Origin of the sequence: Citricoccus zhacaiensis, assembly GCF_014645315.1 — a bacterium.
In the GTDB taxonomy this organism is placed as follows: domain Bacteria; phylum Actinomycetota; class Actinomycetes; order Actinomycetales; family Micrococcaceae; genus Citricoccus; species Citricoccus zhacaiensis.
Genome location: NZ_BMLQ01000003.1, coordinates 369,155 through 383,262, shown reverse-complemented (window position 1 = coordinate 383,262; position 14,108 = coordinate 369,155). Strand labels below are relative to the sequence as shown.

General features: G+C 69.8%; 8 protein-coding genes and 1 tRNA gene. 4 read left to right on the top strand and 5 right to left on the bottom strand.

Features of this window, described 5'->3' with window-relative positions:
• The first annotated feature begins 119 nt into the window (after positions 1-119).
• Positions 120-3,233, top strand: a complete 3,114-nt coding sequence (locus IEX49_RS07275) for an ExeM/NucH family extracellular endonuclease (protein WP_188805491.1) — start codon at positions 120-122, stop codon at positions 3,231-3,233.
• Between the two features lie 116 nt (positions 3,234-3,349).
• On the opposite strand, the gene IEX49_RS17015 is transcribed toward IEX49_RS07275, so the two are convergent.
• Positions 3,350-5,323, bottom strand: a complete 1,974-nt coding sequence (locus tag IEX49_RS17015; protein ID WP_188805490.1) for an FAD/NAD(P)-binding protein — start codon at positions 5,321-5,323, stop codon at positions 3,350-3,352.
• Positions 5,324-5,403: 80 nt separating this feature from the next.
• On the opposite strand from IEX49_RS17015, the gene IEX49_RS07265 reads away from it, so the two are divergent.
• The 3 genes from IEX49_RS07265 (at position 5,404) to IEX49_RS07255 (ending at position 8,948) form a co-directional block, all read left to right on the top strand.
• A complete protein-coding gene (locus tag IEX49_RS07265; protein WP_188805489.1) occupies positions 5,404-7,728 on the top strand; it encodes a prolyl oligopeptidase family serine peptidase in 2,325 nt (774 codons plus the stop codon).
• Between the two features lie 58 nt (positions 7,729-7,786).
• Positions 7,787-7,875: transfer RNA gene (locus tag IEX49_RS07260), tRNA-Ser, on the top strand.
• A gap of 200 nt (positions 7,876-8,075) precedes the next feature.
• Entirely contained in the window at positions 8,076-8,948 is an 873-nt protein-coding gene (locus tag IEX49_RS07255; RefSeq protein ID WP_188805488.1) for a DUF2382 domain-containing protein, read from the top strand.
• A gap of 78 nt (positions 8,949-9,026) precedes the next feature.
• On the opposite strand, the gene IEX49_RS07250 is transcribed toward IEX49_RS07255, so the two are convergent.
• The 4 genes from IEX49_RS07250 to IEX49_RS07235 all read right to left on the bottom strand — a co-directional run bounded on the left by IEX49_RS07250 (position 9,027) and on the right by IEX49_RS07235 (position 14,075).
• The gene (locus IEX49_RS07250; RefSeq protein WP_188805487.1) at positions 9,027-9,746 is read right to left on the bottom strand and encodes a hypothetical protein; all 720 of its coding nucleotides are present in this window, start codon (positions 9,744-9,746) and stop codon (positions 9,027-9,029) included.
• A gap of 23 nt (positions 9,747-9,769) precedes the next feature.
• On the bottom strand, positions 9,770-11,464 hold the full coding sequence (locus IEX49_RS07245) for an ABC transporter transmembrane domain-containing protein (RefSeq protein WP_188805486.1): 1,695 nt from the start codon (positions 11,462-11,464) through the stop codon (positions 9,770-9,772).
• 134 nt (positions 11,465-11,598) lie between these two features.
• Positions 11,599-12,765: a DUF1611 domain-containing protein gene (locus IEX49_RS07240; RefSeq protein WP_229672358.1), complete on the bottom strand. Its 1,167-nt coding sequence runs from the start codon at positions 12,763-12,765 to the stop codon at positions 11,599-11,601.
• A gap of 110 nt (positions 12,766-12,875) precedes the next feature.
• A complete protein-coding gene (locus IEX49_RS07235; protein ID WP_229672356.1) occupies positions 12,876-14,075 on the bottom strand; it encodes an MFS transporter in 1,200 nt (399 codons plus the stop codon).
• Between the last annotated feature and the right edge of the window lie 33 nt (positions 14,076-14,108).

The following is a 14,108-nucleotide window of genomic DNA, read 5'->3' as shown; positions in this document are numbered from 1 at the left end:
GCCTCCTCACCCCTCAACCTCTCCACACGCACGGTGACCCCTCCCCCGCAGTAATGACGGGGTGGGGTCACTGTGCGCCGGGCATCATCCCAACGTCACTCCCACCGAAAGACATCACCATGACGTTTTCTTCACGCCTGACCGCAGTCGGCGCCTCGATGGCGCTGCTGTCCGCCACCCTCGTGGTCCCGGCACAAGCTGCCACGGCGGCCCCTTCCGACGACGCGGTCATCATCAACGAGGCCTACACCAACGGTGGTTCGGCCAACGCCGTCTTCACCCACAAGTTCGTGGAGCTCTACAACCCGAGCGATGCCGACGTCTCCCTGGACGGCTGGTCCATCCAGTACCGCTCCTCGGGCGGCACCGGCGAACCGACCGGGGTCATCGAGCTCTCGGGCACCATCAAGGCCGGCGGCTACTACCTGGTCCAGGGCAACGCCAATGGCAACGAGCCGAACGGTGAGGCCCTGCCAGTCGCCGATGCCGGTATCGGCACCAGCGTGGCCTTCGCCGGCACCAACGGGACCATCGTCCTGGCCAACCAGACCGAACGGGTCTCCCTGCCGGTCGGTTCCGTGACCGCTGAGACCGAGGCGGCCGGCGTCGTCGACCTGTTGGGTTACGGCACCTCGAACACCTTCGAGACCGCCGCCGCCACCGGCCCCTCGGCGAACAACGACCCGAAGTCCATGACCCGCACGGACGGTGTGGACACGGATGACAACTCCGCCGACTTCACGGCCACCGGCACGGTCACTCCCACCAACGCCGCAGGCGAGACCGCCGGGGGCGGCACGGGTGAACCGGAACCCGAGCCCGAGGTCCCCACGGAGGTGACGCCGATCGCCGAGATCCAGGGCACAGGCGCCGCTTCCGAAATGATCGGAGAAAACGTCATGACCCAGGGTGTGGTCACCGCCGTCTACTCCACCGGCGGCTTCAACGGCTACTACCTCCAGACCGCCGGTTCCGGAGGCGACGACGACGCCACCCCGGGTGCCTCGGACGCCATCTTCATCTACTCCGCGGACACCGTGGGTGAGGTCGCCCTGGGCGACCACGTGCAGGTCACCGGCGAGGTCAGCGAGTACTACACAGGCACCCAGCTGACGGTCCGCGCCGGCGGTGTGGAGAAAGTCGAGGCGGCCGCCGAGGCGGTCAAACCCACCGTCCTCGAGTTCCCTGCCGATGAGGCGACCAAGGAGGCCCACGAGGGCATGCTGATCGACCCCTCCAGCATGGAGTGGACGATCACGGACAACTACGACGTGAACGCCTACGGTTCGCTCGGCCTCGCCCCGGGCTCCGACCCGCTACCGAACCCGACGTCGGTCGCCAACCCGGGTGCCGAAGCGCAGGCCGTGATGGTGGAGAACGCCGAGAAGCTCATCGTCCTGGATGACGGTGCCTCGACGAACTTCATGCGCTCCCCCGGCAACCAGAACAAGCTGCCGTACCTGGGCATCGACGACCCTGTGCGGGTGGGCTCCGCCGTGGCTTTCACCGACCCGGTCATCCTCGACTACCGCTACGATGCCTGGAACTTCCAGCCGACCCAGCACCTCACGCACGAGAACGCCGAGGAGGTCCAGCCCGCGACCTTCGAGAACACCCGTGAGGCGGAGGCCAGCCCGGAGGACGTGGGCGGCAACGTGCAGTTGGCCTCCTTCAATGTGCTGAATTACTTCACCACTCTGGGGGACGAGTTCGAGGACTGCGACGCCTACCTGGACCACGAGGGCAACCCGATCGCCACCGACTACTGTGATCCGCGCGGTGCCTACAACGAGGAGAACTTCCTGCGCCAGCAGGAGAAGATCGTCGCCGCCATCAATGGGCTTGATGCCTCCGTGGTGGCCCTCGAGGAGATCGAGAACCCCGTGAAGTTCGGCAAGGACCGTGACGAGTCCCTGGCCGCACTGGTGCAGGCTCTCAATGCCGAGGCCGGCTCGGAGAAGTGGGCCTACGCCGCCTCACCGGCCGAGCGTCCCGCCGCCGCGGACGAGGACTACATCCGCAACGCGTTCATCTACCAGCCGTCCGCGGTGGAGACCGTGGGCGAATCCACCATCCTGACCGGTGATCCCGCCTTCGGCAATGCCCGCGAGCCACTGGCCCAGACCTTCCGCGCCCTCGGCGAGGACGGCGGCCTCGAGGGCACCGAGTTCGTGGCCATCACCAACCACTTCAAGTCCAAGGGCTCCGGTTCCGGCACCGGCAACGAGGACAACGGTGACGGGCAAGGCAACTCCAATGCGGACCGTGTGGCCCAGGCCGAATCCCTGGTGGACTTCGCCGAGGATCTGAAGGCCTCCGAGGACACCGATCAGGTGTTCCTCATGGGCGACTTCAACGCCTACGAGAAGGAGGACCCGATCAAGGTCCTCGAAGCCGCCGGCTACGTCAGCCAGGGGGCCAAGGCCGAGGGCGAGTACTCCTACGCCTTCGATGCCGGCGTCGGCTCGCTGGATGGGATCTTCGCCTCCCCTACCGCCGACGAGACGGTCACGGGCAGTGACATCTGGATGATCAACGCCAATGAGTCCGTGGCCCTGGAGTACTCCCGCTACAACTACACCCCGGAACAGCTCTACGCCCCCGATCAGTGGCGCTCCTCCGACCACAACCCGATCCTGGTCGGCGTCCAGCTGGGTGGTGAGGAGGAGCCAGAGCCGGAGGCGGACTTCTCGGACAATCAGCCCGATTCGCAGTACTACGCCCCGGTGCGATGGATGCAGACCGCCGGGGTGACCACCGGCTACACCGATAACACCTACCGCAAGGGCAGCGAGATCACCCGCGGGGAGTCGGTGGCCTTCCTGCAGCGCTACCTGGCCCCCGGCTTCACCGCGGACCCAGCCCAGGCAGCGTTCCCGGACGTGCCGGCCGGCGCCCCGCATTTCACCCCGATCGCCTGGGCCGCCGATGAGGCCAACCAGGTCACCACCGGCTACGCGGACGAGACCTTCCGCCCGGGCCAAGACGTGACCCGCTCGGAGTTCGTGACGTTCCTGTACCGGGCCGCCGGCCCGGAGGACTTCACGGCTCCGGCTGAGTCGGCGTTCGAGGACGTGCCGACCTCCAGCACGCACTACGAGGCGATCGCCTGGGCCGCCTCCGAGGGCCTGGTCAACGGGTACACGGACGGTGACTACCGTCCGTTCGACCCGATCACCCGCGGCGAGGTCGCCAAGGTCATGTACCAGTTCGACCTGACCACAACCGACTGATCAGCACCGGCTGATCAGCATTACCTGAGCAGAACCGCCTGTCCGGCCAGGGCAGGAACAAAGTGACCCCTCCCCGTCACAACGGCGGGGGTGGGGTCACTTTGCGCTTACGGGGGTCAGGGATGGTGCGGTGAGGGGTGGGCGAGAGACCAGACTGCGCGCGCCGCGGCATCGGCATCACCCAAGGTACGGGCCCGGCCGTCCGGATCACGGCCGGCCTCCGCGGCGATCGCCGTGCCCCACTGGACGGAGGCCAGCTGGAGCCCCAGGACGAACACCCCCTCCTGGACCGTTGCCCCGGCCCCCTTCAACCGGTGGGGCCGCTCGGTGACGTCGAAGCCGCGGCCCGGAACCGGGTCACCCTCCTCGTCCTCCACCGTGTAAGGCACCGCGGTGCCCTCGGCCAGGAGCGAGGACACCAGGTCTGAGGTGGAGAGCAGCACCCGGTTCGGAGGCATCATCGCCTCCATCATCCAGGTCCCCCGATGCACGTCCTGGGCCTCGTCCGCACCACCCACCTGCGGGGAGGACACCGTGAACCGGGACCGGCCGGCGTCGGGCTCGAACTGCGGATCCGGGCCCACAAACCGGACCAGGCCCGCTCGGGCCACGGCGAGCAGTTGTTCCACGCGCGTCAGCGGCGGACCGGACGCCAGGCCCTCCACGAGCGTCTCGAACCAGCCGGAGACGTCCCGCCGCCGGGAGGCATCGGTGAGCCGCTGCTCCGCCACCAGCTGCTTCACCAGCAGCCGCGCGGCATGCAGGGTCCCGATGGCCACCATGAGCGGGGAGTCCTCGCCGGCCGCGGCCTCGGCGCTGATCCCCTCCAGGAAACCGGCGACCTCCCGCTGGTAGTCCTCGCCCGAGTCGTACACCCGGCCCTCGAACGGGCGGGCCAGGGTCCGGATGTCCAGGAACGGCATGCCCGGCGCATATGCGTGGAGCAGCTCCTGTGCCTGGTGCGCCGTGACCGGTTCGCCGCGCCCGGCAGACTCCAGGAGCCCGACGAGGGCGGCGAGGAACTCGGTGGCCGGACCCGAGCCGCCGAGGATCTCCGGACGATTGTGCACCAGGGCGTTGTAGTACGCGCGCACCACATCACGGTGGATCAGCGGCCACAGGTGCATCATGAAGTCGAGCGGGCCGTGCTCGGCCTGCAGCGCCTCCACCACCTCCGGCACCAGGTACTTCAGGGCCACCGCATGGGGTACGAACGAGTCCAGCTCGGCCTTCGGCAGGTAGCAGACGCCCCGCCGCGAGGCCGGGTGGAGCACGGGCTCGGCGCCGGAGGGTTCGTAGCGCAGCGCCCGGCCCGGGCCCTGGCCGGTGTCCACGAAGCGGCCGCCCCGGCCCAGGGTCAGCTGGGCGAGCGCGTCGAAGAAGTTCAACCCCATCCCGCGCACCAGCACGTCGGCTCCTGCAGGCACCTCGTCCCAATCGAGGTCACAGGGGATGGACGGCCCGCGGTATTCCAGTCCCAGCTCGGCCGCCGCGGCGGCCAGGCGGTGTTGCTCACTCGTCAGGCGGGCGGGGACGTGCCCCACGGCCAGCACGACGGCGTCCGCCGCCAGCGTGCTCCCGTCACCCAGCGTGAGGATCGCCGGGGTCACCGTCCGTGCCGGCTCCAGGTGCACCACCTCGGTCTGGCGCCATTCCAGGGTCCCGACGGCGGCCGATGCGGCCAGTGCGTCCGTCACCTCGCGGTAGGTCTCGGCGAGATAGCGCCCATAGGTCGCTCGCGGCGGGTAGTCGGTGCGGTCCAGGACCTGGGCCCGGTCCGGGTGGGCCATGCGCCACTGGTCGAAGGTCAGCGCCACCGACGACGGCCGCAGGCCGGGGGTGCCGGCGGCCGCCACGGTCGGGAAGAAGGATGGGGTGTTCATCAGGAACAGTTCTGACTGGCCGGTCCGCCACACGTGGCCCGGTCCCGGCTCCTCCGGGTCCAGCACCACGATGTCCACCACCGGCACCGGTGCCGACCCTCCAGCCTCCTCCACCACCGCCAGCAACCGCTCCAGGAACGAGGTCCCCCGCGGGCCGGCTCCCACCACGGCGATCGTGAACCGTTCTCCTGGGACGGCTGGGGTCATGGCGGGGGTCCTCTCGCGGTGCGGCGTGTTCGTGGTCATCAGCCTACGGCCGGTGCGGGGAGGTGTGCTTCGATGGGGGCATGCAGCAGAACCCGCACCCCGTCCCCACCGTCACGTCCACCGGCCTCGCCACGGAGGCTGAGGACGAGTTCCTCTGGCTCGAGGACATCCACGGCGAGCGCCCCCTGGACTGGGTCCGGGAGCAGGATGCCCGCACCGAGGCGATGCTGGCCTCAGACGGTTTCGATGCGTTGCAGCGGGACCTCACCGCCATCCTCGACTCCCCGGACCGGATCCCCCACGTCACCAAGCGCGGCGACTGGTACTACAACTTCTGGCGGGACGGCGAGCACCCGCGCGGGGTGTGGCGCCGGACCCGCTGGGAGCCGTACCTGGCCGGGGACCCCCAATGGGAGGTCCTCCTGGACGTGGATGCCCTGGCTGCCCGGGAGGGCACCGATTGGGTGTTCGCCGGCGCCCGGCTGTTGCGCCCCGACTGGGACCGTGCCCTGCTGCGGCTCTCCCCTGATGGCGGTGACGCCGTGGCCGTGCGCGAGTTCGATCTCGCCACCCGGGCTTTCGTGCCGACGCCCGAGGGCTTCGACCTACCGGTGGCCAAGACCCAGGCCTCCTGGATCGACCGTGACCGGCTGCTGGTCGGCACGGTGACGGACCCGGATCCCGAGGCCGGCGACGCCACCCGGTCTTCCTACGCCCGGACCCTGCGGGTCCTGCAGCGCGGCGGGCCAGAGGCTGCCATCGCCGCAGCACCCACCGTGTTCGAGGTGGATGCCGCGCACGTGGCCGCGTTCGGCGGGCACGACTCGACACCGGGCTGGGAGCGGACCGTCGCGATCGACGCCGTGGACTTCTACCGCTCCACCACGTGGCTGCGGGACCCCGAGTCGCCGGAATCCACGGACAGCGCCGGCGAGCGCCCCGGTTGGCGGTTGCTGGAGGTGCCCCTGGATGCCGAGGTGGACGTGCACCGGCAGTGGCTGACGGTGTTCCTGAAGTCCGAGTGGGAGCTGCCGACTGCCGTACACCCGGCCGGCGCCCTGCTCGTCTGCACGGTGGACGGCTTCCTGGACGGCTCCGAGGAGCCGCGCGCCGCGTTCCTGCCCGCCCCGGACCGCACCCTGTCCGCATGGACGTGGACCGCGTCCCACCTGGTGCTGACCGTGCTCCAGGACGTCGCCTCTACCCTGTACGCCCTGCCCCAGACCGCGCTGGCGGCCCACGATCCCCGTGGGACCCCGCAGACCACCGCCGGGCGACCACCGGCGCTGGGGGCCACCCGCCGGATCCGGCTGGCGCACCCGAATCCCGCAGACCCCTTCCTGACCCTGGGGGTCAGCGCGGTGGATGACGAGGATCCGGACTGCGGCAACGACCTGTGGATCACCGCCACCGGCGCACTCACCCCGCCCACCCTGTTGCGGGCCACGCTCCCGGCGGACCTGGAAGAGGGCAGCCGGCCGGACGGCGTCGTTCCCGGTCTGGTGACCGTGCGCACCGGGCCGGAGCACTTCGACGCCACCGGGCTGGCCGTGCGCCAGCACTTCGCCGTGTCCGACGACGGCACCCGGGTCCCGTACTTCCAGATCGGCCCCGAGGATCTCGAGGCCGACGGGGCCAACCCCGTGGTGATGGACGGCTACGGCGGGTTCCTCGCCTCCAAGCTGCCCGGCTATTCCGGCGTGTACGGCCGCGGCTGGCTGAGCCGCCAGAACGACGCCGGCCGCCGGGGCATCCACGTGATCGCCAACATCCGCGGCGGCGGCGAGTACGGACCCGACTGGCACCGGGCGGCCCTGCAGGAGAACCGGCACCGTGCCTACGAGGACTTCGCCGCCGTGGCCCGCGACCTCATCCGGCGCGGCGTGACGGACCGGCCACACCTGGCTGCCACCGGCCGCTCCAACGGCGGCCTGCTCATGGGCAACATGGCCACCACCTACCCCGAACTGTTCGGTGCCCTGAGCTGCGGGGTGCCCCTGCTGGACATGCGCCGGTACACGGTGCTCTCCGCCGGCCACAGCTGGATCGCCGAGTACGGTGACCCGGAGGATCCCGAGCAGTGGGAGTACGTCCGCACCTTCTCGCCCTACCACCTGCTGCTCGAGCGACCGGTTCCCGGCGCCGAGGCCGGACGCGATGCCGAGGGCCCGGGCACGGGCTACCCGGATCTCCTCGTGTGGACGGCCACCTCGGACGACCGGGTCGGCCCGGTTCAGGCTCGCAAGATGGCGGCCCGGATGATGCGGCTGGGCGTGCCGAACGTGTGGTTCCACGAGGATCTCGAGGGCGGTCACGCGGGGGCCTCGGACAACAGACAGGCCGCGGCCCTGCACGCGCGGTCCCTGGAGTTCCTGTGGAGGAGCGTCGCGGACGACTCGCTTTGAACTCCGGGCCCCTCGGCGGCTACCATGTCAGGGTTACCATCTCATCGATGGCGACAGTGGAGACGTGCCAGAGCGGCCGAATGGACTTCACTGCTAATGAAGGGTCCGGCGAAAGTCGGACCGGGGGTTCAAATCCCCCCGTCTCCGCAGTTGTCCTGAGTCGCGACATCGTTTACTAACGGTGTCGCGGCTCAGGACTTTTTTGTGCGCCGCCTGATGGTCCGCTCTGAATGCGCTCAAGGAGGCCTTCGCTCCTATCGTCCGGAAACCTCAGGGTCTAGGGTCGAAAACGTGACGCCGGCTGGGCTCATCGCTCGCCGGTCACCCATAGCGAAGGAGCGCGCAACATGCAGGACTTCACATCAATCGACCAACTCCAGGACGCGACCGTCTTCGGCAATGACGGCGACAAGATCGGAACGATCGGCCAGGTCTACCTCGACGATCAGAACAACCAGCCCACGTTCGTGACGGTGAAGACCGGGTTGTTCGGGATGAAGGAAACGTTCATCCCTGTCTCCGAGGCCACTCGGAACCAGGATGGTTTGCAGGTTCCCTTCGACAAGGCGTTCGTCAAGGATGCTCCGAACATCGATGCGGATGGCTCGCTCTCCCCCGAGGAAGAGCGGCGCCTCTACGAGTACTACTCCATGGAATACCCCCAGGGCACCGGTGACGCCGGTACCGATTGGGACGCTGGCGTGGCCGCGGCCAGCGGCACCGCCGCCACCGGCGTCGGAGGCCTCGGCACCCAGCGCGGCGATGCTGACCGCACGGCCGCCGACCTGGACCGGGACGTCAACGCGGCCGGGCAGGTTCCCGGGGCGGCCGGTCATGATCGGGAGACAGTGGTGGCCCGCGATGAGCAGCTCAACGTGGGCACAGAGCGCCGCGAGTCCGGCCAGGTCCGGTTGCGCAAGCACTCCTACACGGACACGGAGACCGTGGAGGTGCCGGTGAGCCGGGAAGAAGTCGTCGTCGAGCGCGAGCCGATCGATCCGTCCTCCCCTGAGGCCGTGCGCGATGGCGGGGACGAGGACGTCGTCGTGACCACCCATGAGGAGGTCCCCGTGGTGGACAAGACCGCAACCGCCGAGAAGGTGACCGTGGACAAGAACACGGTCCGGGACACCGAACGTGTCAGCGGGACCGTGCAACACGAAGACGTCGAGGTGGACGGTGACGACACCGCCACCGGCCGGGATGGCCGCCGCGGCTGACCCCGCCTCTCACGTCACCTCACATGCTGACGGCGCCTGACCCACCACGGGTCGGGCGCCGCTGGCGTTAAGCGGGCCTCAGTCGTCCTGGCCCTGCTCACGCTGGAGGATGTGCAGGAACTGCAGGGCCTCCTCGGCGGTGAGCACCGTGTGCGCTGAGAGCTCCAGGGCGGCGTCCTCCACTCGGCCGTCACGGACCAGGGCGGTCAGCTGATCCCGCAGGTGGGGCGGCAGGTCGTCCGAGGACACGCGGACAGTGGTCTCGTCCCGCACCACCTCGAGCTCGAACGGTCGGTCGGCCGGGAGGCCCTCCTCCAGCCAGTCCTCCGGGACCACGAGGTCGGTGGCGTCGGCGATGTCCGCCGGGGGCACCCGGGTGCCGGGGCTCTCGGGTGCGCTCTCAGCGGCGGGCGAGGCAGCCGATGTCGTGCTCTCGGCCCCGGTGCCCTCGGCCGTCGGCTTGGTCCACATCTGCGGGTAGGTGGCGAGGGCTTGGATGTCCATCATGGCCTCGAAGGTGCCGAGTCCGGTGGAGCGGCGGTAGGCGGTCACGGCCTCGGCGGTGCGGCCGGCGGCGATCAGCCGATAGACCTCGCGGTGCGCGGCCTGGTCCATCCGGTTCGAGGCGACCTTGGCGTTATCGGAGCTGATGCGGCCGGCCAGGGACCCCCGCCGCGGTCGGTGAGCTGGCTTTCCGGAGGTGGAACCGGATGCGGCACGGCGCGACAGCACCCATGCGCCGCCACCGACGACGGCGGCCACGACCACCAGGATCAACACCGGAACGAGGTATTCCATGGTCCCAGTCTAGGGCGAGACCCTCAGGGTGCGTCGACGGTCCAGACCCGGTGTCCCGGAGCCATCCGTCCGGGATTCTGCGAGGTGAACAGGACCACGCCGGGATAGGCCTCCAGCTCGGTCCGCAACAGGCGCAGGCCTTCTCCGTCCAGATCTGCATCGATGCCGTCCAGTACCAGCAGCGGCGGGTTGCCCAGCAGGGCGCGGCCCAGCTTGAGCCGGGCCACCTGCGAGCCCGTCAGCGGCTGGCCCCCGTTCTTGAGCCGCGTGTCCTCGCCGCGGGGGAACGCCTCCAGGACGCGGTCCAGACCCACCCGGGCGAAGGCCTCCCGGGTCTGCTCGTCCGTGGCCTGGGGATTGCGGTAGGTGATGGCCCGGGACACGGTCCCCCGCTCGAGCGGCACGCGCACGGAGGCGTGGCCGAGCAGCTTGCGCCGCTGGCGGCCCGGTGCCCGGGTGTAGTCATAGCCGTCCACGACCATCTCGAGGCCGGGGACCTGACCGCCCGGCTCCGCCGCCGTGTTCTGGCCCGCCAGCAGGTTCATCAGGAACGGCTGGATCCGCCCCGGGTCGTGCGACGTGATCTGAATGACCTCGCCGGCACCGGCCTGGAGCAGGGGAACGCGTTGGCCCTGGACCACCATGCGGCGGATCCGCAGCCCGTTGCGACCGTCCTCCGAGCGCTCCCGCGCCACGTCCTTCCAGTTCTCCTCACGGTCCTTCTCGGCCTTCCGGAGCACCTCGGACTGGGCCAGCAACGGCGCCTGGATGCGACGGGCGGCCTTGTAGTTCTGCCGGTACTCGACCACGCGGCCCAGGTCCCCCAGCGGGGTGGACATCACGCCCACCAGGGTCATGGCGGAGGCCACGCCGGCGGTGTCGATCATGCCGAGGGTGCCGAGCACCACCACGGCGGCGGTGGCCAGGGAGGCCGCCGTGATGGCGGAGGCGCGGACCAGCCCCGTGATGCGGGCGCGGGACACAGCCGCGTTGACCACCTTGCCCGAGTCCCGATCCAGGGCGTTGAGCTCGCGATTGATGCCGCCAGCCGCCTGAATGGACTCCCCCGCGCGGACGGTGTCCGCGATGCGGGCGGACATCCGGCCTCGACGCCGGCGCAGGTACCTCGCGCGGGTGAAGGTCGCCTTGGCCAGGGGCGGCACTGCCAGCCCGAGCAGCACGATGGGAATGCCGACGGCCAAGCCGACCTGCCAGTTGGAGATGGCCAGCACGCCGAGCACCACCACGATCAGCGGCAGCGAGGTCAACAGGGGCACCATGCCCTGGGACACCCAGTTGCGCACAGAGGTCAGGTCATTGGAGGCACGGGTGATGGTCACGCCCAGGGACGGGTTGCCGGAGCCGGCCAGTGTGGTGCCGATCAGCTTGCGGCGCAGTTCGTAAACATAGTCCTGGCCGAGGTCCTCCCCCACCACGCGCTCCCCCCAGCGGGCGCCGAAGATGGAGAGCACGGTGACGGCCAGGACGGACAACTGCAACCACGGCACGTAGGTGCCCGCCTCCGCCACGGCGGCCGGGTCCAGGGCGGATCCGTCCGGGGCCGTCCCGGCGTTGAGTGCCGCGTTGACCTGGGCGGGCATCCCCAGCAGAGAATCCACCGTGAAGGACATGACCAGGGCCATGATCGCCTGGAAGATGCCGAGCAGGAACAGGATCACCAGGAGATGGCGCCGTCGCCCCGCCCAGACGGTCGGCATCCGCTCCCCCCGGCCGGTGGCCTCGGTCGTGCCTTCGTCCTCCTGGTCCGTGGCGGCACCGACGGCGCTGTCACCCAGGGCCTCAGCGGTGTCGTCAGCCGACAGCCGGAACCGGCGCTGGGGACGGTCCGGGTTCAGGATGTTCTCCCGGCCCGGGGCAGCAGGCCGGTCGAGACGGCTGCGCTCGTGAGTTCGTAGGTGTCGATGACGGGCACCCCGAGGCAGGCCAGCACCTCGTTGGCCTCGGCGGTGGCCAGCGGGGAGGAGGTCAGCACCCCCGAGACCGCGGCCACATCCAGGCCGGCGTCCTGTAGTTCGCGGACGCCGCCCACGGCACCGAGGGCGTCACCGGCGGCGAAGACCACGCGGTCCACCACGGACTGGAAGAGCGGATCGTGCAGCAGCCGGGCGGTCTCGCCTTGGTACACGCCGTCGGCGATCTCGACGACAACCACATCGGTATCGGTCTCCGCCATGGCATCCACCAGGTTCACCGTCAACGAGCGGACCTGCTCGAAGTCGAGCTTGAAGGTGGTGGGATACCCGAAGTCGGTGAAGTCCAGGACCTTGGCAGCGCCTCCGTCCACGTAGATCATCGGGTCGTTGCCGGCGCCGGTGCCGGTGGACTTCCCGGCGGAGACCGTCAGCCCGGCGTTGGTCAGGCCGTTGACGAGGGTGGCCATGGCGGTGGACTTGCCGGAGTTCATCGAGGTACCGAGCACGGCGACCACGGTCGGGCGGCCTGGCAGGGCGGCGTCCAACTCTTCGGCGGGAGCACCGAGGGCCGGAACCGGGTTCAGCGAGTACGGGGCGAAGCGGGAGAGGTTGACGATGCCGGACTCATCCGCGAGCAGGCCCAGCGGCTCGATCCTCGTCGGATCGTCCATGTCCGCGTGTTGCTCGGTGACCATGCCGGCCACGCCGCCGGCGGCGACCAGGTGGCAGGGTTCCAGGGAGTCCGGCACGTGGGCCAGGAATTGGTCGGCGGCGTAGCGGTGGCCGTACGCCAGCATTACGACGTGGCCGGGGAAGAGGATGGCCTTGCGGGACTCGGGGGTCTCCACGCGCTTGTGGTTGAGGATCTCGCTCACACGGGCCACGACCACGTCGCCGGGCTGCGGAGTGACAGTGGGGCCGCTGGCCAGGTGGAAGGCGGAGCGGTCCGCGGCCAGAGCGGCGTCGACGAAGCGGGTGGTGTAGGCGGCTTGGATGCGAGCCGGAAGCTCTGCCCGCTGGTAGGTGGCACCGATGGTGTCAACGATGGTCAGGGCGCTGCCCGGTTGAGTCATCTCGATGGTCATGGCGTGGCCTCTCGCTGTGTTTCAGTGACCGTCCGGGGTGTTCCGCCGGCCTCAAGAACCATGGAACCAACACGCCATGAGGGGTGCATGAGTCCGGAATGAGAGCGTTCTCATCTACCGCGCATGAACCAACCCAGGATCGCCGCCACCACCGCGAGGGCCGCCGTCATGAGTACGGGACCAGGCCAACCGGCCCCCGCCAGGAACACCCCGCCGAGCCAGCCGAACAGGCTGGAGCCCGCGTAGTAGCCGAAGTTGTAGAGCGAGGCCGACTGCGCCCGGCCGGCCACGGCGGCCGCCCCCGCCCAGCCGGACGCCACCGCGTGGGCCGCGAAGAACCCGCCGGTGAAGATGATCGTGGCCGGCAGCATCACCCACAGGGAGGGGACCAGGGTGAGCAGCACCCCGGCGATCATGGACCCCGTGGACACCAGCAGCACTGGCCGGCGCCCGTGGCGCCCGGCCAGTCGACCGGCCAGCGGCGAGGTCCCGGTCCCGGCCAGGTAGGCCACGAAGACCAGGGACACCACCGCGATGGGCAGGTTGAACGGGTCACCGGCCAGGTGGAATCCGAGGTAGTTGTACATCGCCACGAATCCGCCCATCAGCAGCAACCCCTGGGCGTAGATGATCAGCAGGGCCGGGGACCGCAGGTTGCCCGCCAACGCACGGACCGCCTGCCGGAAGGTGGTCCGGTGCGGCGTGAAGCCCCGGGCAGCCGGGGCCAGGATCAGGAAGGCGATGGCGCAGGCCACGGACAACACGGTGACGGCGAGCATGCCGAGTCGCCAGTCCGTCAGCTCCCCGACGGGCGCGGCCAGGAGACGCCCGGCCAGCCCGCCGAGGGTTGTTCCGGAGATGTACGTTCCGGCCGCCAGGGCCGAGGAGGCGGAGCTGACCTCCTCGTTGAGGTAGGCCAGGGCCAGCGCCGGAACGCCCCCGAGGGCAAACCCTTCAAGGAGGCGGAAGGCCAGGATGGCCTCGAGATCCGGCACGGCCACCGCCGTCAACGAGAAGGCACAGGCCGCCATGATGGCCCACCCCATGACCCGCTTCCGGCCGAAACGGTCACCGGCATAAGACCACGGGATCACGCCGATGGCCAGTCCCAGGGTGGCCAGGGAGACCATGAGGGCGGCATCGGAGGCGGTGATACCGAGGTCCCCGCTGATCAGCGGGAGCAGGCCCTGCGGGGAGTACAGCTGGGCGAAGGTTGCGACGCCGGCCAGGAACAGTCCTAGCAGCAGGCGGCGGTAGCCGGGGGTCCCGGGAATGTGTCCGGACCACGGTCCTGACGTGCCTGTCTCCACGATCCCGACTCTAGCCCCGTGACCAGGACCCTT

Excerpts from the sequence above, each read along its gene's own strand:
- IEX49_RS07275 (WP_188805491.1), top strand. The coding sequence starts at position 120 with ATGACGTTTTCTTCACGCCTGACCGCAGTCGGCGCCTCGATGGCGCTG.
- IEX49_RS07255 (WP_188805488.1), top strand. The coding sequence starts at position 8,076 with ATGCAGGACTTCACATCAATCGACCAACTCCAGGACGCGACCGTCTTC.
- IEX49_RS07240 (WP_229672358.1), bottom strand. The coding sequence starts at position 12,765 with ATGACCATCGAGATGACTCAACCGGGCAGCGCCCTGACCATCGTTGAC.
- IEX49_RS17015 (WP_188805490.1), bottom strand. The coding sequence starts at position 5,323 with ATGACCCCAGCCGTCCCAGGAGAACGGTTCACGATCGCCGTGGTGGGA.
- IEX49_RS07250 (WP_188805487.1), bottom strand. The coding sequence starts at position 9,746 with ATGGAATACCTCGTTCCGGTGTTGATCCTGGTGGTCGTGGCCGCCGTC.
- IEX49_RS07245 (WP_188805486.1), bottom strand. The coding sequence starts at position 11,464 with ATGCCGACCGTCTGGGCGGGGCGACGGCGCCATCTCCTGGTGATCCTG.
- IEX49_RS07265 (WP_188805489.1), top strand. The coding sequence starts at position 5,404 with ATGCAGCAGAACCCGCACCCCGTCCCCACCGTCACGTCCACCGGCCTC.